The 19,898-nt window shown below is 71.0% G+C and carries 14 protein-coding genes; 7 read left to right on the forward strand and 7 right to left on the reverse strand.

The genetic code is table 11. The annotated features are described in order from the left end of the window. Window positions 1-85: 85 nt before the first annotated feature. The gene (trxB, locus tag TsocGM_RS00215) at window positions 86-1,120 is read left to right on the forward strand and encodes a thioredoxin-disulfide reductase (protein ID WP_126723308.1); all 1,035 of its coding nucleotides are present in this window, start codon (window positions 86-88) and stop codon (window positions 1,118-1,120) included. A gap of 165 nt (window positions 1,121-1,285) precedes the next feature. Continuing rightward, window positions 1,286-3,322, forward strand: coding sequence for an ATP-dependent zinc metalloprotease FtsH (ftsH, locus tag TsocGM_RS00220; protein WP_126723309.1), 2,037 nt, complete (start codon window positions 1,286-1,288; stop codon window positions 3,320-3,322). Window positions 3,323-3,472: 150 nt separating this feature from the next. Here the strand turns inward: ftsH and TsocGM_RS00225 are convergent, their stop codons facing one another. Continuing rightward, entirely contained in the window at window positions 3,473-5,791 is a 2,319-nt protein-coding gene (locus tag TsocGM_RS00225; protein WP_158633312.1) for an FG-GAP repeat domain-containing protein, read from the reverse strand. A 535-nt stretch (window positions 5,792-6,326) separates the two neighbouring features. Here TsocGM_RS00225 and TsocGM_RS00230 point away from each other — a divergent pair. Further along, window positions 6,327-7,301 (forward strand): carbohydrate kinase family protein, encoded by a 975-nt coding sequence (locus TsocGM_RS00230; RefSeq protein WP_126723311.1) that lies wholly within the window; start codon window positions 6,327-6,329, stop codon window positions 7,299-7,301. Window positions 7,302-7,358: 57 nt separating this feature from the next. On the opposite strand, the gene TsocGM_RS00235 is transcribed toward TsocGM_RS00230, so the two are convergent. Beyond that, window positions 7,359-7,781: an archease gene (locus tag TsocGM_RS00235; RefSeq protein WP_126723312.1), complete on the reverse strand. Its 423-nt coding sequence runs from the start codon at window positions 7,779-7,781 to the stop codon at window positions 7,359-7,361. Between the two features lie 165 nt (window positions 7,782-7,946). Here TsocGM_RS00235 and bcp point away from each other — a divergent pair, with 165 nt between their 5' ends. After that, complete coding sequence (bcp, locus tag TsocGM_RS00240) at window positions 7,947-8,408, forward strand: thioredoxin-dependent thiol peroxidase (RefSeq protein WP_126723313.1); 462 nt, start codon at window positions 7,947-7,949, stop codon at window positions 8,406-8,408. 337 nt (window positions 8,409-8,745) lie between these two features. On the opposite strand, the gene TsocGM_RS00245 is transcribed toward bcp, so the two are convergent. The 3 genes from TsocGM_RS00245 to glmM all read right to left on the reverse strand — a co-directional run bounded on the left by TsocGM_RS00245 (window position 8,746) and on the right by glmM (window position 11,710). After that, entirely contained in the window at window positions 8,746-9,441 is a 696-nt protein-coding gene (locus TsocGM_RS00245) for a sigma-70 family RNA polymerase sigma factor (protein ID WP_233578112.1), read from the reverse strand. A gap of 188 nt (window positions 9,442-9,629) precedes the next feature. After that, window positions 9,630-10,343, reverse strand: a complete 714-nt coding sequence (locus TsocGM_RS00250) for an HAD family hydrolase (protein ID WP_126723314.1) — start codon at window positions 10,341-10,343, stop codon at window positions 9,630-9,632. Continuing rightward, complete coding sequence (gene glmM, locus TsocGM_RS00255; RefSeq protein ID WP_126723315.1) at window positions 10,340-11,710, reverse strand: phosphoglucosamine mutase; 1,371 nt, start codon at window positions 11,708-11,710, stop codon at window positions 10,340-10,342. The genes TsocGM_RS00250 and glmM overlap by 4 nt, the downstream gene beginning before the upstream one ends. A gap of 413 nt (window positions 11,711-12,123) precedes the next feature. Here glmM and TsocGM_RS00260 point away from each other — a divergent pair, with 413 nt between their 5' ends. Further along, window positions 12,124-13,524 carry an ABC transporter substrate-binding protein gene (locus TsocGM_RS00260; RefSeq protein ID WP_126723316.1) on the forward strand — a complete coding sequence of 467 codons (1,401 nt, stop codon included), beginning with the start codon at window positions 12,124-12,126 and terminating at the stop codon, window positions 13,522-13,524. A gap of 167 nt (window positions 13,525-13,691) precedes the next feature. After that, entirely contained in the window at window positions 13,692-15,206 is a 1,515-nt protein-coding gene (locus TsocGM_RS27490; protein WP_126723317.1) for a sensor histidine kinase, read from the forward strand. A gap of 41 nt (window positions 15,207-15,247) precedes the next feature. On the opposite strand, the gene TsocGM_RS00270 is transcribed toward TsocGM_RS27490, so the two are convergent. Beyond that, window positions 15,248-16,225 carry a hypothetical protein gene (locus tag TsocGM_RS00270; RefSeq protein ID WP_126723318.1) on the reverse strand — a complete coding sequence of 326 codons (978 nt, stop codon included), beginning with the start codon at window positions 16,223-16,225 and terminating at the stop codon, window positions 15,248-15,250. Next, window positions 16,176-17,459 carry a multiheme c-type cytochrome gene (locus TsocGM_RS00275; RefSeq protein ID WP_126723319.1) on the reverse strand — a complete coding sequence of 428 codons (1,284 nt, stop codon included), beginning with the start codon at window positions 17,457-17,459 and terminating at the stop codon, window positions 16,176-16,178. The genes TsocGM_RS00270 and TsocGM_RS00275 overlap by 50 nt, the downstream gene beginning before the upstream one ends. 331 nt (window positions 17,460-17,790) lie before the next feature. Here TsocGM_RS00275 and TsocGM_RS00280 point away from each other — a divergent pair, with 331 nt between their 5' ends. Further along, a complete protein-coding gene (locus TsocGM_RS00280) occupies window positions 17,791-19,872 on the forward strand; it encodes a thioredoxin domain-containing protein (RefSeq protein WP_126723320.1) in 2,082 nt (693 codons plus the stop codon). The last annotated feature ends 26 nt before the right edge of the window (window positions 19,873-19,898 follow it).

The following is a 19,898-nucleotide window of genomic DNA, read 5'->3' on the forward strand; positions in this document are numbered from 1 at the left end:
TCCTGGTACCATGTCGGGTCCCCGCCCCGGCCGGCCGCCGAGGGCCCCCGGATCGCTTCGTTCGGTCGACCTTGGTGAGGGAACGATGTCCCAGCACGCCGCCGTGATCGTCATTGGCTCGGGTTCCGCCGGCCTGACGGCCGCCATTTACGCCGCCCGGGCCAACCTCGCCCCCCTGGTCTTCGAGGGCCGAGAGCCCGGCGGTCAGCTCACCCTGACGACCGACGTCGAGAACTTCCCCGGCTTCCCCGAGGGGATCAACGGCCCCGACCTGATGAACCGGATGCGGGAGCAGGCCCAGCGCTTCGGCGCCGACACCCGCTGGGAAACCGCCATCGCCGTCGACCTCTCGAAGCGGCCCTTCGTCGTCTCGACCACCGACGACCCCTCCGGCGACCCCGAGAGCGGGACCCGGACCGAGTACACCGCCGACTCCCTGATCGTCGCCACCGGAGCCGCCGCGCGATGGCTGGGCAACGAAGGGCCGTTCAAGGGGGCCGGCGTGAGCACCTGCGCCACCTGCGACGGCCACTTCTACAAGGGCAAGGAGATCGCCGTGGTGGGCGGGGGCGACTCGGCCGCCGAGGAGGCGACCTTCCTCACCCGGTTCGCCTCGAAGGTCACACTGATCCACCGGCGCGACCGGCTCCGCGCCTCCAAGATCATGCAGGAGAAGCTGTTCGCCAACCCGAAGATCGACTACGCCTGGAACGCCGTGGTCGACGAAGTCTACGGCGAGACCGACCCGCGGCCAAAGCTTCAGGGGATCCGGCTCCGCTCGACCCAGACCGGCGAGATCGTCAAGGATCTGAAGGTTTCCGGCCTGTTTTTGGCCATCGGCCACGTGCCGAACACCCAGATTTTCCGGGGGCAGCTGGCCATGACCCCCGAGGGGTATCTGCTGACCCGGGCCGCGCTGGCCTGGGACGACGTCGAGGCCCCCGCCGGGCTCCGGGAGCGGATGGCGAACTTCGCCACCGCCACCGACGTGGCCGGGGTCTTCGCCTGCGGCGACGTGGTGGACACCCATTACCGCCAGGCCATCACCGCCGCCGGCTCCGGCTGCGCCGCCGCCCTGGACTGCGAGAAGTGGCTGGAGCAGGGAGGCGCCGGCCACTAAGCCGGACCGGGCCGGGCCGGGCCTCGGCTCCCGAGCGGCCGCGGTCGCCTCGGATCGACCCCGATTCTACACTCCTTCTGTCGAGGACCGGCCGGCACGCGCCGAACAACCAGGAGCCGGAGTGTCCCCCTCGGGCTACCCTTTTCAGGACGGAATGACGAGCCGATGGAGAATCAGCGAGCGCCCCAAGACGGCGACAGCACCACCCGAAGCCGCGCTCCCGAGCGGCGCAAGGCCGGCAACGGCGGCGGCTCGGGAGGCGGCTCGTCCGGCACTCCCACGCCCCCGTGGTCGCTGCTGTTCTTGATTGCCGCGATGGTCCTGGTGTTCCTGATGTGGAACCCCTTCCGGGCCGAGGTTCGCGTCAATTATTCCCCCTGGTTCCTCGACCAGGTGGCTTCCGACAACATCGAATCGATCACGATCCAGGGGAGCGAGGCGCGGGGGAAGCTCCGCCAGCCCGACACGGACTACAAGGCCTCCCCCAACGCCGCCGCGACGACGGTGTCGCATTTCGTCACCACGATCCCCACCGAGAAGGCGCTCGACGAGATCCTCGAGGCGCTGGAGAGCGACACCATCCCCGGCACCGACACCCCCCGGAACAAGCCCGAGGTCACGGTGCTGGAGCCCTCGACGCCGACCACGCTGCTGTGGGTCAGCTTCCTGCTGCCGATGGTGCTCATCGGCGGCCTGATCTTTTTCATGATGCGTCGGGCCCGGGACCAGTTCGACGGGGGGATCCTCGGCAATTTCGTCAAGAGCCCGGCCAAGCGGCACGACAAGTCCAAGCAGCGCACCACCTTCGACGAGGTTGCCGGCCTGGAGAACGCCAAGGCCGAGCTTCAGGAGATCGTCGAGTTCCTCAAGACCCCCGAGAAGTTCCAGCGCCTGGGCGGGCGCATTCCCAAGGGGGTCCTGCTGATCGGCCCCCCGGGCTCGGGCAAGACGCTGATGGCCCGAGCCGTGGCCGGAGAGGCGGGTGTGCCGTTTTTCTCGATCTCCGGGTCGGAGTTCATCCAGATGTTCGTCGGCGTCGGCGCCAGCCGGGTCCGCGACATGTTCAAGACGGCCAAGGAGAACTCCCCCTGCATTCTGTTCATCGACGAGATCGACGCCGTGGGGCGCGTCCGGGGAGCCGGCCTGGGCGGCGGCCATGACGAGCGGGAGCAGACGCTCAACCAGATCCTGACGGAGATGGACGGCTTCACGCCGAGCGAGACGGTCATCGTTCTGGCCGCCACCAACCGCCCCGACGTGCTCGACCCGGCCTTGCTCCGGCCCGGCCGCTTCGACCGCCACGTCACCGTCGACCGGCCGACCCGCAAGGGACGCCTGGAGATTCTCAAGGTCCACACCAGGCACGTTCCCCTAGCCGACGAGGTGGACCTCGACGCCATCGCCCGGTCCACCGTCGGCATGTCCGGGGCCGACCTGGCCAATCTCGTGAACGAGGCGGCGCTGATCGCCACGCGCGAGAACAAGGACAAGGTCGACATGAAGGACTTCGACGCCGCCCGAGACAAGGTGATCATGGGGGCCAAGCGTGAGGAGTTCATCACCCAGAAGGACAAGCGCGCCACCGCCTACCACGAGGCCGGCCACGCCCTGGTCGCCTGGATGACCCCCAAGACCGACCCGGTGCACAAGGTGACGATCATCCCCCGAGGGCGGTCGCTGGGCGTCACCCAGTTCCTCCCCGAGGAGGACCGCCTGGGCTATTCCGAGAGCCAGATCCGGGCCCGGCTCGACGTGCTGCTCGGCGGCCGAGCGGCCGAGAAGCTCGTCTACGACGATCTTTCCACCGGCGCCGCCGAGGACCTGAAGCAGGCCACCCGGCTCGCCCGGATGATGGTCACCCAGTGGGGCATGAGCCCCCGGGTCGGCCCGGTCTACGTCCAGGGGTCCGAGGAGCACCCCTTCCTCGGCCGAGAGATGACCGAGCCCCGCGACCACTCCGAGCACACCCAGCAGGTCATCGACGAGGAGGTCGCCCGCATCCTCCGAGAGGCCGACCAGCGCTCCTACCGCCTGCTGGAAGAGCACCGAGCGCAGCTCGACCGCCTGGCCGACGCCCTGATCGAGCGGGAGGTCATCTCCGACGTCGAGATCGAGGAGCTGATCGGCCAGCGCGTCCGCTCCCGGGACGAACCCCGGCCCGACGAGGTCGTCGTCTCCGTCGACCACCGCTCGGATGGATGACCGGCCCCGCTGAGGCGATCGCTCCCCACCCGACAACGCCAACGCCAGGGACCGGATCCGGAACCGACCGACCGGGGGGAGGCCGGCACCCGAGCGGGGCGGACTCCCCCCGGTCGATCGACCGGCTCGGGATCGCTCCGGGCCCGGCGATCAGGTGATCGCCGGGATGTTGTTCGTCGCCAGCAGGCGGAAGTACAGCGGAGCCAGCACCGGCACCCCGCCACCGTTGGGGCGGAAGGTCTGGGCCATCGGCGAATTCGAGGGCTGCCCCGAGGGGAGCCCGGCCGGGTCGATCAGCCAGACCCCGTTGCCGGGGTTGTACACGGCGTATTCCGGCCGACCGTCGCCGTCGTAGTCGCCGATGGCGGCCTGGTCGCCGGCCTGGCCGAACGTCACCGGGAAGCCGCCGCCGTAGTTCGGCGCCTCCCCGGCGCTGGGCAGAACGAAGAACTGGGCTCGGCCGTCCACCAGGTCGCTGATGGAGCGGAAGGCGGTGATCTCCGCCCGGCCGTCGCCGTTGAAATCGTCCATCGCCGGCTGGTCGGCGTTGCCGGCGGCGCCGAAGGTGACGGGGTAGCCGCCCACCTTGCCCGAGAAGGTCAGGTCGTTGCGCAGCGAGGGCAGGATGAACCACTGGGCCACGAACGGGCTGACCCCCCGCTTCAGGTCGTCGGGGGTCGGGATCGGGCGGAAGGTGGCGATGTCGGCCCGGCCGTCGCCGTCGAAGTCGGCCGGAGCGGGGAGATCATCTCCCCCCGGGGCGCCGAAGACGACGCGGAAGGCCCCGGTGTTGGTTTCGTAGTTCGGGTTCGGCCGAGAGGGGAGGATGAACCACTCGGCGGCTCCTGGGGTGATGTCGCTGGTCGCCCGGAAGGTGGCGATCTCCGTCCGGCCGTCGCCGTCATAATCGGCCGGAGCCGGCCGGTCGAGCACGCCGGCGCCGCCGAAGGGGACCTCGCGGCGGGCATTGTTCGAGCCGGAGAGCAGGAAGATCCAGATGCTCGCATTCGGCACGGTCGAGCCGAACAGCTTGCCCTGCGGATCGACCACCGCCGCATCGGTCTTGCCGTCGCCGTCGAAGTCGCCGGAGACGGGGATCACGTTCGGGCCGACGTTGGTGATGACGATCGAGGTGTCGAACGGGTTGCCGTTGTTGGACATCCGGATCTCGAACACAGCCGATCCGGTCGCGGCGTCGTAGCGGTAGAGGGCCAGGTCGGTTCTCCCGTCGCCGTCGTAATCCCCCCTGAGGCCAGCAGAGATCAGGCCGGGGTCGGGTTCGGGACCAGGACCAGGACCAGGCCCCGGACCAGGCCCCGGACCCGGGCCCGGGGTTGGCTGATCGTTGGCGGCGATGGTGAGCGAGGCGGTCCCTGGGATGCCGATCGAGGCGCCGGCGGTCGGATTTTGGAGCAGCAGGTCGACCGTCTCGGCTTCCTCGGGCTCGGAGTCATCAACGGTCGAGATCACGACCGCGACCCGATTGGTCCCGGGGGCGAATTGGACGGTCTGGGCGAAGGCGGGCAGGTCGCCGGGGATGGTCGCCGAGCCGCCGCCGGCCGCCAGGTCGACCGAGGCGGCTCGGGCGAGCGCTCCTCCGGCGTTCCGGAAGATGACGACCTCGACCGAGTCGCCCTCGGCGACCGAATAGCTCGACTTGGAGAAGCGGAACTCCTGATCATCGTCCAGGATGGTCGCCGGGAATCCCTCGGCCGGCGGTTGCTGTGACGGGCCCCCGGTGGGGGTGAAGACCAGGCGGAAGGTTTCGTCCGCCTCGATCGCCTGGTCGGGGAGGATCGGGACCGAGATGGTCTTCTCCATCTCTCCCGCCTTGAACGTGATCGAGCCTTGAACGGCCTGGTAGTCCGAGCCGGCGGTCGCCGATCCGTCGCTGGTGGCGAAGGAGAAGGAGGTGTCGAAGAAGGACCGGGGCTGCAAGCGCACGGTGAAGACCGCCTGAGGAGAGCCATCATCCCCCTCGACCACCTGGACCGGATCGACCGAGAGGCTCGGAAGCGGCTCGTCGTCGATCACGGTGCCGATGGCCGTCCCGTCTTGGATCACCGCGCCGAAGGCGTCGCTGAGAGTCACGCGCCAGGTCTGGGTGCCGCCGTAGACCGGCCCGTCCAACAGCAGGACGGTGATCACGGCCTCCACCTGACCCGGGGGGATCGTCAGCGTCCCGCTGGCGGGCACGTAGTCGGTGCCGGCCTTCGCGGTGATGTCCGACGTCTGGTACTGGACCTGCACCGGAGTGGCGCTGGGCTCCGACAGCCGGACGATGAAGTTGACCGGCGTGTTCGGCCCCTCGATCCCCGAAGCGTCCGCGATTGTCAGCGACGCCACCATCAGGCGGCGCTGCTCCAGCGGCTCGAGTCCGAAGCCCGGCCGCCGGACTCTCCGTCGCCGCTCCACCCTCGCTCCGCGGCGGTCGCTCCGGTGCCAGGGCCCGTCAGGCAGATTGGTCATCGTTCGGTGTCTCTCTCGGGTCGCAACACTCAATCGGGCCGCGGTCCGGTCCCCGTCGCCCTCCCGTCCCACCCTCGGGCCGACCTCCGATCGGCCGCCCGAGGCCCTGGCCCGGGACCCGGGCCCCTGCGCCTCCTCCCTCATCTTGCATCTCCCGCCCGTGCATTGCAAGCGTGATTCCTTGCATGCGTGATCGATCGGGGCGAAGGTCGTCGGAGAGGAGCGATCTCCGTGGGGATGTGCCGTTTTCGGAGGGGTGTGGAAGATAGGACAACTTTAGACGGTGGTTTCGAATCGGCACAAGAGAAATGGGGGGGCGTCGAAGCGGGGGGCTCCGCAGGATCATCACGGGTTGATTTTCCGAAACATCGTGCGGATGCGGGCCGCCGCCTCGGGAGGCCCGGGGGCCGGGGCGATGGCTGGGGCGCCGGCCGGAGAGAGAGAGGGGGGGCCGCTTCACCCCTCCGCCGGGGCGCGGTAGCCTGGAGCGTCTGCTGCCGGGATCGATTGGAAAGCGTGCGAGGCCCCCGACACGATGTCCGCTACCCACTCCCACGGCGCCCCGGTCGTCTGCGCCGGGGTGATTGTCGCCGATCACCTGACCCCGCCGATCGACCGCCTCCCCGGCCCTGGGGAGCTGGTCAAGGTGGACGACCTGGTCCTGAACATCGGCGGTCTGGCGGCCAACGTGGCCGTGGTGCTCTCCCGGCTGGGGGTGGGGGCCCGGATCTGCTGCCGGGTCGGCGATGACGCCTTCGGCCGCTTCGTCGCCGGGACGCTGGAGCGCGAGGGGGTGGACACCAGCGGCCTGGTCGTCGACCGCGATCGGGCGACCAGCCAGACGCTGATTGTGAACGTCAAGGGCCAGGATCGCCGGTTCATCCACAGCTTCGGGGCCAACGCGGCCCTGTCGGCCGCCGACCTCGACGCGGCCCTCGCTCCCGATTCCCGGGTGCTCTACGTCGGCGGCTACCTGATCTTGCCGGGCCTCGACCCCGAGGCGCTGGCCGATCGCTTCGCGAGGGCCCGGCAGCGGGGGATCACCACCGTGCTCGACGTCGCCTGCCCCGGCCCGGCCGACTACCTCGGGCCGCTCCGGCCGGTGCTGCCCCACACCGACGTCTTCCTGCCGAACGCCGACGAGGCCGCCCTGATCCTCGACGGGGAGACCGACCCGATTCGACAGGCCGAGGCGTTTCGGTCCCTGGGGGCCTCGCGGGTGGTCATCACCCGGGGGGAGCACGGCTCGATCTCCGTCTCCGACGCCCACCGCTTCCGCCTGGGCGTCTACCCGGTCGACTTCGTGGACGGCACCGGCAGCGGAGACGCCTTCGACGCCGGCTACATCGCCGGCCTGATCTCCGGGCTCGACGAGCCCGGCTGCCTGAAGCTGGCCAGCGCCCTGGGGGCCAGTTGTGTTCGGGCCGTCGGCACCACCGCCGGCATCTTCTCCCGGGCCGAGGCCGATCGCTTCATCGCCGAGCACGACCTGCCCGTCGATCTCCTCTAACCGGCCCCCGGCCCTTCACTCGATCCTCGGGCCGAGGGCCATCCGAGCCGACCCGGATCAGATGTCGAGGATCAGCTCCGCCAGCCAGCCGTTGCCTTCCCGGCGGAGCGTCGCCTCGTGGCGGGTGACGGCCTTGACCTCGTGGTCGAGCACGTGCCGGTCGCGGTCGATCGGCTCTCCGGCGATGGCCGCCTCCAGGGCCGTCCCCTCGCCGGAGAGCTGGACCTCGAAGCGAGCGAACAGCCGGTGGGTCGTCTCCAGGCGGAAGATCAGCTCGTTGAGCCAGTCGACCAGCAGTTCCGACGGCGAGTCGGCCCGCAGCGAGACCGTCTCCGACACCTCGGGACGGACCTCGGCGCGGTTGACCACGATGTAGTCGAACAGCCCCTCGGCGGCCAGTCGGAACAGCTCGTCCAGGTCCCCCGCTCGGACGCGAAGGCCGACGTCGGCGGTGTGCTCGAAGTATTCCACGCTGCCCATCGCCGCGGCCTCCGCTCGGGTCGAGGAACGTCCTCCTGCCGGCCGGGCTCCCGGGGAGATCCCCGGCCTTCCCGGCCGCCGTCCGACCGCCTAGAGTAACCGCGACTCCCGAGATCGGCCAAGGCGGCCGTCTCGGGGCGCCCGGACCACGGAGGGGACCCTCCCATGATCGAAGCAGGTACGCCCGCACCGGACTTCTCTCTGCTGGATCAGCACGGCAAGGCCGTGTCGCTGAAGGAGCTCAAGGGGAAGCCCGTTGTGCTCTACTTCTATCCCCGGGACGCGACCCCGGGGTGCACCACCGAGGCCTGCGACTTTCGGGACGCGATCGCCGAGTACGAGAAGGCCGGGGCGATCGTCCTCGGCGTGAGCCCGGACGGCGTCTCCTCGCATCAGAAATTCGCCGGCAAGCTTGGCCTGCCGTTCTCACTCCTGGCGGACGCCGAGAAGGAGGTCTGTCAACGGTATGGCGTCTGGCAGGAGAAGACCCTGTACGGGAAGAGGTCGATGGGGGTGGTGCGGACCACGTTCCTGATCGACTCGGACGGCATCGTCCGCAAGGTCTTTCCGAAGGTCAGGGTTCAGGGTCACGTCGCCGAGGTGCTGGAGGCTCTTCGGTCCCTCTGAGCGCCGGAAGGCGATGCCGGGGTCCGTCCTCCGGGAGCGGAGGGGATCGCCCGGGCCGGGGGGCTTTGGCCGATCGGGGCCGTCCTGGTCGATCTCTTTGGCGGGCCCGATCGGGAAGCCCTCCCCCGGAGCGATCCCGAGCGTACCGGAGCCGGGGCAGGGGGGGCGATTGTCGGCTCGTGCTCGCGAGCGAGGTCGGGGCCGGAGCCCTCGGGGAGTCGGGCCACGATCTCTCGAGGCCGGGCCTCGAGGGAATCGGATCGGAGTGACTCCGTGGGGTGCTTCCGCTTGGGCTGGGATGGCCGGGGGTGAGGGGTCAGTGGTTGCGGCGGGTCGGTCAGCCGACGCGGCGGAACTCGTCCTGGCTTTTGACTTCGAGTCCCGGGGGGGTGGGCAGGTCCAGTTCGTCTCTGCGGCCGGCGAGGTGCCGTTCGAGCTTGCGGAGGGCCTTGTACTTCTCGTCGCTGACCCGGGCGGGGTTCAGGTCGAGGGCCTCGGCGATCTCGGGGACGGTCCACCCTCGGGTCCAGAGCTCGACGATCCGGTCCTGGCGGGGAGAGAGCACGGCGCGCCGGGCGGCCTCGAGGATCTCCCCCAGTTCCAGGCGGTCGCGGTCGCGTAACTCCCCGGCGGCGAAGCTCGGGGAGGACTCATCGAGCGGCTGGTACTTTCGCGAGCGTTGGACGCGCTTGCGGACCATGTCGATGGCGCGGACGAGCTCGCGGCGCTCGGGCGTGTCGTCGGCCAGCACGAGGTTCAGGTCGAGCTCTCCGGCGCGGGCCTTGGTCAGCAGGCGGCAGCAGACCTCCTGCGTGCAGTCGTCCCAGAGGCTGGGGTCGAGGTGGGCGTTCTTCCAGCAGACGGTGCAGTACCGCTGGATGTCGCGGACCAGCTCCGACTCGCGGGCCGAGGCCGTGAACGCCGCCAGGCCGATGACCAGGGCGGTGACCGCCGGAGCGGAGGTGCGCCGGGCTCCTCCTTTGGCGGGAGGGCCCGGCTTCGGGGGGGATGGGGTGCGAGGATCGTCGGTCATAGGCTCTGGACTCCGCCTCGAAGCGGCCGGGGCCGCGTCGTGCGACCCGTTTGGCAGCGGGCCGTCCCGGACCATCGGACGGCCCGGCCGCCCGTTCTGGCCGGGGTTGCTCGGGATTTTCGTACCGATCCGATCTGATCTGATCTGATCCGTCTCGGCCTCGGCTCCGGGGGGCCTTGTCTTCTTCGTCATTCTCCCGGGGAGGCCCGGCGACCGATCCGGGGGCTGCGCGGGGTGACGATCGTCCACCCACGCAGCATCGCCAGTTTCCGAAGCCTCCTCCCGGGGCCGACCACCACCGCCCGGCCGACCCGTTCCAGCAACGCCCGGTCGCTCCAATTATCCGCATAGGCGACCGCCGCGTCCATCGCGATCCCACGCTCCTCGGCCCAACGGCTGGCCCAATAAAGCTTACCTTCGCCATAACAGGGAGGTCCAGGCCCCAGCCCGGCGATGCGACCGTCCTCGACCCGGATCGGGGTGGTGATCAGGTCGCTGCAACCAAGGTAGATCCCCAGCGGCGAGATGACGGCGGCCGGCGACGAGGAAACGAGGACCAGCGGCGTGCCGCCGGCCCGGAGCCGGTTGAGGTGGTCGACGACTCCCTCGTACAGCCGGGGGCGGACGTGGTCTTTGAAGTTCTCGTAGGCGGCGCGTTCCAGCTCGACGAGGGGGATATCCCGGATGAGGCGGAAGCCGTATTCCAGCAGCCGGCCGTAGTCGAGCCGGCCGAACTTGTGGCGGAAGCCGTGCAGGGCGGCGCGGAGGAGGATGGACTGGTCGATCATCCCCCGGCGCCGGAGGAGCTTGGCGTAGAGGTACGAGGTCGTTTCCGCGAGCAGCGTGCCGTCGACGTCGAGGAAGGCGACCGAGGGGGGCTCGTCGAAGTTCGGCCAGGTCACGAGGGGCCTCCTCCGCCGGCCAGGCGGCCGAGCGCCTCGGCCAGGGACCGGGCGCGGTCGGCGGCTCGGGCCTCGGCGATCACTCGGACGATTGGCTCGGTGTTGCTGGCCCGGACGTGCGCCCAGGCGTCGGGCCAGTCGAGCCGGAGCCCGTCGCGGCGGTCGGCGGCTGCCTCGGGGTGGGCGGCGGCGATCCGGTCGAGGGTCGCCGCGATCGGCTCCGGGCCGGCGGGGAACTTGGCCTTCACCATGGCGAAGCTCGGCAGCTCGTCGACCAGCTCGGAGAGCCTCTTGCCGGTTGCGGCCATCAGGTCGAGCACCAGGGCGATGCCGACGAAGCTGTCCCGGACCCAGCCGACGCGAGGGTCGATCACGCCGCCGTTCCCCTCGCCGCCGATCACGGCGTCGTGCTCCCGCATGGCCTCGACGACGTTGATCTCGCCGACCGGGGTGCGGACGACCTCGCCGCCGAGCCCCCTGGCCACCTCCTCGGCGACCCGGGAGGTGGAGAGGTTCATCGCCACCGGGCCGGGCTGCTGGGCCAGGCGGCGGCGGACGGCCAGCGCGAGGGTCAGCTCCTCGCCGATGTATCGGCCCGTCTCGTCGACGATGGCGAGGCGGTCGGCGTCGGGGTCCTGGGCGAAGCCGACGTCGGCGTCGAGGGCGGGGACGACGGCCGACAGCTCCCCGAGGTTCTCCTCGGTCGGCTCGGGGGGGTGGTCGTAGCGCCCGTCCGGCTCTCCGCCGAGCACTCGGACGGAGCACCCCAGTTGGCGGAGCATCCACACCGCCAGCCGGCCGCCGGCGCCGTGGCCGGCGTCGAGCACCACGCGGAACCTGCGGCGGGGGACCGCTTCCGGGTCGACGAGGCCGAGGATTCGAAGCCCGTGGGAGACGGGCAGGGAATGGTCCTGGGAGATCGTCCCCAGGCGGTCGGCCGGGGCCCAGCGGAAGGCCCGGCGCTCGAAGCGGTCGAGCACGGCGCGGCCCTCGTCGGGCCCGAGCACCGAGCCGGAGGCCCGGAAGAACTTCAACCCGTTGTACTCGGCCGGATTGTGCGAGGCGGAGATCTGAATGCCGCCGTCGGCGCCGCGTTCCTTGACGAGGAAGCCGAGCGTGGGGGTGGCCGTCGGGCCGAGGGCGACGGCGTTGCATCCCGAGGCCGAGAGGCCGGCGAGCACGGCGGCGGTCATCATCTCGGCCGATCGGCGGGCGTCGTGGCCGACGAGGATTCCGGGGGCGTCCTTGCCGGATCGGGAGGCGACCTCGGCGGCGTAGGAGGCGGCGAAGGCGGTCACGTCGACCGGGTCGAGCCCGTCGCCGATGATGCCGCGAAGCCCCGAGATGCTGGCGATCCGAGTCCCCATCGTCGCTCCCCGTCCCCGATGCGATTGCGGGAGATCGCCCCGACTGCCGCTGATTCGATCCGATCCCCAGACTCTATGACGGTCCCGCCGGACGGGCAAGCCGATCGTCGGGGGATCGCCCCCCGGAGTGGGGAGGCCTGGCGTGAGCTTCCCGGCGGCTCCGCCAGGATCCTCGCGCCCGGTGGTCGGCCAGGGGCGGTGGCTTCCAGGAAGATCATCGCCCGGATCGCGTTGTATCCTCAAGAAATGGAGGGATCTTGCACGTCCGATCCACCCTCCCGCCGGCCAGACGGGGAGCGCTTCGGCATGTCTCGTGCCTGGAGGCCGGGCGATCGAGGCCAGGGCCTTCGGCCGTCGCGACGAGGCGCCGGTCCCGAGATCGTCCGACCCGACTCCCGACGAGGAGCGAAGCGATGCCGTTGCCCAGACGAGCCGGGACCATCCTGTTGCTGATCGGGGGCCTGGCCCTGGTCGGCTGGATGGGGTTCGCCCTGACCTACGGCGTCGGGGGGACCGGAGACGACCGGGCGCCGGCCGGAGCGGTCGAAGTGGCGGTGTTCCTGCCCGAGCCAGGGGACTGGGACGACGTCCGGGAAGGGGTCTCGGCCTGCCGGCGCCGGGGACTGATCCGGGAGGTGGTCGAGCGGCCGGACGGGATCTCCTTCCGGACCGAGCGGTCTGGCCGGAGGGTGCGGCTGTCCTGGGTCCCGGGAGGGGGAGTGGTGGCGACCCGAGATCGGGTGACCCGGCTGGTCGGCCGGCCGGGGGGCCCGGCGGCGGTGGTGGGGTCGAACAACACGGTATTGACGGCCGCCCTGGCCGAGGCGCTGGACCAGGAGGTCGGGCGACGGGGGGGCCGGAGCGCCTCGGGGGGGGCCGGGCCGGTGCTGCTGGTCCCCTGGGCGACCTCGGTGAAGGTGGACCGGCCGGGGGCGGCCTCGGTGCCGCTGCTGGGCCTGTATCCGGGCCGGACCTTCCGGTTCTGCCCGAACAACCGGCAGGAGGCGGCGCTGGTGGCCCGGGTCGCGGCCGACCGGGAGGGGGTGCCGGGGGGGGCGGTGGTCGTGATCGACGGCAACGACCCGTACTCCCGGGACCTGGCCGCCGGCTTCGAGGCGGCGATGGCGGAGACGGCCCCCGAAGCGAAGCTGGTGCTGCGGAGGCTCGACCTGTCGGGGCCCGGCGCCATCGGCCCCGACGACCGCCCAGGGCCGGCGGAGCTGGCCGAGGCCGACCGCATCTGGCGGTTCGCCGAGGAGGTTCCTGGAGACGGGCCGGTCTGGGCCGTCTTGCCGTTGCAGGGGACGCCGGCCCGGCGGATGATCCGGGCGCTGGTCGACCGCTCCGGGCCGATCGGCCCCCGGGTGCTCGGCCGGCTCCAGGTGCTCTGCGGCGACGGCATCGGCCGGACGACCCTCTCCGAGCTGGCCGGCCGGTGCACGCTGCCGGTCTGGTGCGTCTCGGGCAGCGCCTTGCCGGAGGACGATGCCGGCGCTGCCGACGAGCTGGGGGGGGCGCAGGTGCTGGCGGAGATCGTCTCGGCGATCGCCCTGGTGCTCGACCGCCCGGGGGAGGAGGTCCCCGACCTGGCCGCCGCGCTGGCGGCGATCGACCTGCCGGCCGACCACCCCTTCGCCTTCGGCCGATCGCTCGCCTTCGACCCCTCCGGCGAGCGTCGGGCGGCCGACCTTGGCCACGTTCTGGCGATCCTGCCGGGTCAGGAGGGGGTGCTCGCCTTCGGGCCGGTCTCCCCGGGGGAGGTCGGGAGGCTTCGGGAGGCCGGGGAGATCGAGGGAACGCTGGCTCATCGGTGAGGAGCGGTTCCCGATTGAGGACCCGGCGTCGAACCGCCGGAATCCCGGACGGAGCGGAGCGAGGAGGCCGATGACGGTATCATCGGTCGGTCGAGCGATCTTGCCCACCCTCCAACGGGCTCCCTCCTCATGAGCCGCGGACCCCTCGCCGACGACGGACCCTCCCGATGAGCCTCGCCCGCCGCCTGATCGGGGCCGCCGAGCGGCCGATGGAGATCCTCGGGGCGCCGGGGATGATCGTGGGGGTCGTCTCGGTGGCGGCCTTGGGGTTCAGCCTCATCGTGCAGGCCCGGGAATACGACCTCCTGCGCCGAACCGGGAGGGAGCTCTCGGAGCGGGCGATCGAGGACTGGGTCCGGTCGACGGCGGTGGACGAGGTCGGCCGGACGGTGGTGGACTATGCTGACTCCTGGCGGTCGGCCGAGGGGGACTCGGCCCGGGTCGAGCTGCTTCGGGGGGCGCTGGCGGCGCTGGGGGTGGCCGGGGAGCGGCAGGACCGCCGGTTCGCGGTCGTCTCGGTCGCTCGCCTGGAGGTTTCCCGGCCCGGGGGCGCTCCGGTCGCCTCTTGGTTCAGCCCGGCGCCGGCACCCCCGGGGATCCCGGAGCGGGAGCATCGGTTCCTGCTGCTCGACGGGGGGGCCGAGGCGCCTTTGGTCCTGATCGCCGGGTACCGGCCGGGGGCGATGGTGGAGGAGGCGCTGGCTCGCCTGGAGACCTCGTACCGGAGGCTTTTGCTGGCGGTGCTGGGGCTGTCGGGGTACTCGTTGCTCTGCCTGGGGGCGATGGTGGTCCAGGCCCGGATCCTCAGTGACCGCGCCGCTCGGGAGTCGGCCCAGGTGGCGACGCTGGACCTGGCCGACCGGACCTGCCACGAGCTGGGGAACGTTGTCTTCGTGCTGGCCAACGAGCGGAGGAACCTGGCCGAGCACCTCGACCAGTTCGAGCTGCTGCTCGACCGCCTTCCCGTCGCCGTCCGGACAGCGCTGGCCGACGCCGGCCTGGAGCCGGGAGCAGCGTCCCGGGCCCTCCGGGCGCTGGATCGGAGGCTGGCGGAGGAGGGGCTCGACCCCGAGGTCGAGCTGCGCAACGGGGCTCGGATCGCCCGGGACGTGGCCCGGCAGATCGACGTCTGCTCGCAGTACATCGCGCTGACGGTCCGGGAGCTGGACGGGTTCCTGAAGCAGTCCACCATGCCGGTCGAGCCGACGCCGACCCGGGTGCTGGAGGCGATCGACGAGGCGCTGACGCTGCTGGGGCCGAGGATCGAGTCGGCGATGGCGGAGGTCGATCGGCCGGGGGAGGGGGCGGAGGTCGTGTCCGTGCTGGCCGACCGTCGCTTGCTGGTGCACGCGCTGGTCAACCTGCTGAAGAACGCGCTGGAGGCGACCGCGAGAGCGCCGGCCGGCGATCGGCCGAGGATCGCCCTCTCGGTCGAGGAGGCCGGGGCGATCGTCCGGATCGGGGTGCGGGACAACGGGCCGGGGATCCCGGAGGGGGTCGCCGCTCGGGTCTTCGAGCCCGGGTTCTCGACCAAGGGGAGGGGCCGGGGCCGGGGACTGGTGATCGCCCGGGACTCGATCCGGTCGCAAGGGGGGACGCTCCGGCTGGTCCGCTCTCCGGCCGGGGAGCCCGGGGCCTGCTTCCTGATCGAGTTGCCCTCGGCGGTCGGAACTCGGGACTGATCGGCGACGGACTCGGACGTCCTGTCGATGTTCCCGGGGGATCAAGGTGTGGTCCCCCGCGTTAGGGAACCCGAGGGGCAGCGGCGGGGGAGGACGTCCGGGCGGACGAGGGCGACCGACCGGAGGCCCAGGGCGGCGAGGAGGGCGAGGTCGACGAACAGGAGCGGGGCGAAGAGCGGAGCGCCGAAGACGAATGCGTCCCAGAGCGTCGGCATGGGGCCCCGGACGTTCGGGACAAGGTGGTCGATGAACCCGATCAGGCCGACGGCCACCTGGAGCAGCAGCACCGCCGCGGCGAGGAACCAGGTGGATCGGCTGCCGGGGAAGATCGAGACGGCGATCAGGGCGCCGACGGCGTAGGAGGCGGACACCACCGGGAGCCACTCGATGGGGTGGAAGAAGCCGTTCTGGGCGTGGTCGGCCAGGCTCAGCGTGAAGTTGCCGAGGAAGCCTCCCATCGCCAGGAGGAGGACCCATCGGGCCCATTCGAGGGTCGTCGGGCGTTCCAGGCGGTTGAGGATCACCAGCAGGCCGAGCCCGGTGTAGGCCAGGGGGGCGGCGAAGGGAGCGGTGTAGACGAGGTTGTGCAGCGTCTGCGCTCGGAAGAAGTGGCTCTGGAGGTGGAAGATCACCCCGGAGACGCCGACGATCACGCCGGCCCAGCCGACGAGCAGCCCGACCTGGCGGGCAAGCACGCGCCGCCAGCCGGGGCGGCCGGGATTGGGGGCGGGAGCCCCCTCGAGGACCGGGAGGAGCCGGCCCTGGAGCAGCCAGCAGAGCACCAGCAGCAGGGGAGCCGCCAGGGAATAGGCGACCGGGATCCACTCGGCGGGGCGCTCGAAGGCGTTCATCGAGTGGGCCAGGGCGATGTCGAGGGTCAGGAACCCGAGGTTCCCGGCGGCGAACAGCTCGACCCAGCAGGCGGGGAGGGCCCACCAGCGGGGTTCGGCGTCGGGGGGCGAGGCGGGCTCACTCGGTGTCGGTGTCGGTGTCGGTGTCGGCGTCGGATGGGGCGTCATCCGCGGCAACCTCCCCGCGCAGCTCGGCGGCCTGGTGCTTGATTTCGGCGAGCTTGTTCACGAGTTCATAGAACCCGTGCCACTGGACGAAGTCGGCTCCCCCCATGAAGGCGCCGTGCTTGGCGGTGCGGCCGTAGTAGTGCCAGAGGTCGAAGTAGGCGAACTCGATCGGCTCGTCGAAGGGGGCGGGGGTGAGCAGGCCGTCCTGGCGGAGGCCGTCGATCACCTCGCGGGCTTGCTTGACGAGGGAGTTGGTCGACTTCACGACGGACTCGGCCTCTCGGTAGAACGAGCCGATGCGGTTATTCGTGTGGCACTCCAGGCAGGCGGCCTTCATGTTCTGCTGGGCCCTGCGGAAGTCGTCTCGGCGGTCGGAGACGTCGGCGAAGAGGAAGTAGGAGAGGCGCTCGCCGGGGTCGTGGGTGGGATCGAGGCGCTCGCCGATGCCGCTCATGTGGCAAGTGGAGCAGGTGGGGACGGGCATGTCGGCGGCCGAGAGGGTTTCGGGGTCGGCCTTGAGGTTCATCTGGGCATGCTGGGCGGTGAAGAGGACGCCGTGCTTGGACTCATTGTAGATTTCGAGCTGGGAGTGATCCGGCCCCATGTGGCACTGGCCGCAAGTCTGGGGGGTGCGGGCCAGCTCGACGGAGGCGACGTGGCGGGCGTGGCAGGAGGTGCAGGAGCCGATCGAGCCGTCGGCGTTCGGCTTGCCGATGTCGTGGCACTTCTGGCACCCCTTGGTGATGGCCGCGGGGCCTTCCAGCTGCGCCAGGGCGTTGGGATCGCGGTCGACCCAGCCGGGGTGGTGCTCCTCGGCGAAGGCGATCTGCTCGGCGGTGAAGTCCGTCGAGCCGGTGACGGCGGCCCAGGAGGGGGCGGCGTGTCGGGAGCGGAGGTACTGGTCGTACTGGTCCTTGTGGCAGCCGGCGCAGTTCAGCGCGGTGACCTGCCGGGCGATCTCGAAGCCCTTGTGCGGCAGGATCTCCTGACCTTCGAGGGGGGTGTGGCAGTCCAGGCAGTTCAGGCCGGCGGCGGCGTGGGCGCTCATCTCGAACTCGTGGATGACGGCGCCGGTTTCGTGCTCGTGGCACTGGGCGCAGCGGCCGTTCGCCTTGACGAGGGCGGGGGTCGGGCGGCGGACCTCGGACTCGGGCCTCCGGGCGTTGAGCAGGAAGGCGGCCACGATCAAGGCCGTGCCAAGGAACACGGCGACGAAGACACCGCGGAACGACATGGGCGCGCTCGGACCGCTCGCGGTCGGCAACGGGGATCGAGGACCGTCGCCCGGATGGGCTCCCCGTCGTGGGGGGAGGGCGATCGGCGTCCGGCCCTCCCCGCTCGCGAGGGAGGGAATCCGAAGGGAGTCGGGCCTCGGCCGGGATCCCCGAGGGGATGGCCCGCGTCGGGGGGGCCATTGCGGGGACCGGCAGGGCTCGACCGGGGATTATAATCGGTCGAACCGGGGCCCCGTCCAGCGTCCCGGCTCGAATTGTCGCTCCGCCTGCCGCTCCCCGACCGGACGGCCCGAGCCCTCCCCGCCGCGATCCGCACCAAGGCGACCCGAGATGAACCACCCGACCGACCGGCCGACCAACCGCCTCGCCTCCGAGACGAGCCCGTACCTGCTCCAGCACCGGCACAACCCGGTTGACTGGTATCCCTGGGGAGAGGAGGCCTTCGCCCGGGCGAGGGCCGAGGACCGCCCGATCTTCCTGTCGGTGGGCTACTCGGCCTGCCACTGGTGCCACGTGATGGAGCGGGAATGCTTCGAGAACGACGACATCGCCCGGCTGATGAATGACTTCTTCATCAATGTGAAGGTCGACCGCGAGGAGCGGCCCGACGTGGACCAGATCTACATGGCCGCGGTGCAGGCGATGAGCGGCCAGGGGGGCTGGCCGATGTCGGTCTTCCTCACGCCCGACGGCCGGCCCTTCTGGGGAGGTACCTATTTCCCCCCGCGAGACATCCCGGGCCGACCCGGGTTCCCCAGGGTCTTGCGGAGCATCCACGAGGCCTGGACCGATCGGAAGGAATCGATCCTGAACGCGGCGGGGGAGCTGACCGGACACCTGGGCTCGATCGGCCAGATCCCAGCCTCGGACGGGGAGCTGGACGCCTCGCTGCTCGACAACGCGACCCGGCACTTGACCCGGGCGTTCGATCCCAGGCACGGCGGGTTCGGCCCCGCGCCGAAGTTCCCGCACCCGATGGACCTCCGCGTGTTGCTCCGAGCGCACGCCCGCTCCGGGGACGAGCACGCCCTGCACATGGTCCGCTTCTCGCTGGACGCAATGGCCCGGGGAGGCATCTACGACCACCTCGGCGGCGGCTTCTCGCGGTACTCGACCGACGACGAGTGGCTGGTCCCTCACTTCGAGAAGATGCTGTATGACAACGCCCTGCTCGGATCGACCTACGTCGAGGCGTTCCAGCTGACCGGGGATGCCGAGTTCTCCCGGGTGGCTCGGGAGGTCTTCGACTACGTGATCGGCCGGATGACCGATCCCGAAGGGGGCTTTCATGCGACCGAGGACGCCGACAGCGAGGGGGAGGAAGGGAAGTATTACGTCTGGACGCTGGACGAGATCCGGTCGGTGCTGGGGCCGGATCGGGCCGACGTGTTCGCCTCGGTGTACGACGTGACCGCTCGGGGGAACTGGGAGGGGAAGACGATTCTGCGCCTGCCGAAACCGCTGGACGAGGCGGCGGCGGCGCTGGGGAAGGATGCCGAGGACCTGCGTCGGGAGCTGGCGGAGGACCGGGCGCGGTTGCTCGAGGCGAGAGCGCGGCGCGTTCCGCCGGGGAAGGATACGAAGATTCTCACATCCTGGAACGGATTGATGATCGCCGCGCTGGCCGACGGGGCCCACGCGCTGGGAGAGGAACGCTACCTCGACGCGGCCGAGCGGGCGGCCGGGTTCATCCTGGACCGGCTCCGGACGTCGGACGGCCGTCTGCTGCACTGTTACAAGGACGGGAAGGCGCGGTTCAACGCCTACCTGGACGACTACGCGAACCTGATCGACGGGCTGACCCGGCTGTTCGAGGCGACCGGAAGGCCGAGGTGGGTCGCCTCGGCGCTGGCGCTGGCCGATGTGATGGTTGCGCAGTTCCTCGATGCCGAGCAAGGGGGGTTCTTCTACACGGGGGTCGACCACGAGGCGCTGATCACGAGGCCCAAGGACGTCTACGACAACGCCACCCCCTCGGGCAACGCGATGGCGGCGACGGCGCTGGCCCGGCTGGCTCGGCTCTCGGGCCGATCGGACCTGGAGGAGCAGGCCCGGCGCACGCTCCGATCTGTCCGACTGGTGCTGGAGCAGGCGCCGATGGCGGCGGGGCAAAGCCTGATCGCGCTGGACTTCCTGATCGGGCCCTCTCGGGAGATCGCGGTCATCGGCGGGGAGGATCGGGACGAGCAGGTCGCCGCGCTGCGGGCGATCCGGTCGCGGTTCCTGCCGCTCGCGGTCGTGGCGCCGACGCCTCCGGAGCCGGACGACCAGGCCGAGGCGGCTCGGCTGGTGCCGCTGCTGATCGATCGCCCGGCGAAGCAGGGACGGGCAACGATCTACGTGTGCGAGAACTTCACGTGCCAGGAGCCGGTCTTCGTGGATCGGCTGGCGGAGGCCCTGGGAGGGGGATGATCCCCCGATCCGGAGGGGCGGTCGGA

The sequence above is a fragment of the Tautonia sociabilis genome, from assembly GCF_003977685.1.
Lineage (GTDB): Bacteria > Planctomycetota > Planctomycetia > Isosphaerales > Isosphaeraceae > Tautonia > Tautonia sociabilis.

Excerpts from the sequence above, each read along its gene's own strand:
- trxB (WP_126723308.1), top strand. The coding sequence starts at position 86 with ATGTCCCAGCACGCCGCCGTGATCGTCATTGGCTCGGGTTCCGCCGGC.
- ftsH (WP_126723309.1), top strand. The coding sequence starts at position 1,286 with ATGGAGAATCAGCGAGCGCCCCAAGACGGCGACAGCACCACCCGAAGC.
- TsocGM_RS00225 (WP_158633312.1), bottom strand. The coding sequence starts at position 5,791 with ATGACCAATCTGCCTGACGGGCCCTGGCACCGGAGCGACCGCCGCGGA.
- TsocGM_RS00230 (WP_126723311.1), top strand. The coding sequence starts at position 6,327 with ATGTCCGCTACCCACTCCCACGGCGCCCCGGTCGTCTGCGCCGGGGTG.
- TsocGM_RS00235 (WP_126723312.1), bottom strand. The coding sequence starts at position 7,781 with ATGGGCAGCGTGGAATACTTCGAGCACACCGCCGACGTCGGCCTTCGC.
- bcp (WP_126723313.1), top strand. The coding sequence starts at position 7,947 with ATGATCGAAGCAGGTACGCCCGCACCGGACTTCTCTCTGCTGGATCAG.
- TsocGM_RS00245 (WP_233578112.1), bottom strand. The coding sequence starts at position 9,441 with ATGACCGACGATCCTCGCACCCCATCCCCCCCGAAGCCGGGCCCTCCC.
- glmM (WP_126723315.1), bottom strand. The coding sequence starts at position 11,710 with ATGGGGACTCGGATCGCCAGCATCTCGGGGCTTCGCGGCATCATCGGC.
- TsocGM_RS00260 (WP_126723316.1), top strand. The coding sequence starts at position 12,124 with ATGCCGTTGCCCAGACGAGCCGGGACCATCCTGTTGCTGATCGGGGGC.
- TsocGM_RS27490 (WP_126723317.1), top strand. The coding sequence starts at position 13,692 with ATGAGCCTCGCCCGCCGCCTGATCGGGGCCGCCGAGCGGCCGATGGAG.
- TsocGM_RS00270 (WP_126723318.1), bottom strand. The coding sequence starts at position 16,225 with ATGACGCCCCATCCGACGCCGACACCGACACCGACACCGACACCGAGT.
- TsocGM_RS00275 (WP_126723319.1), bottom strand. The coding sequence starts at position 17,459 with ATGTCGTTCCGCGGTGTCTTCGTCGCCGTGTTCCTTGGCACGGCCTTG.
- TsocGM_RS00280 (WP_126723320.1), top strand. The coding sequence starts at position 17,791 with ATGAACCACCCGACCGACCGGCCGACCAACCGCCTCGCCTCCGAGACG.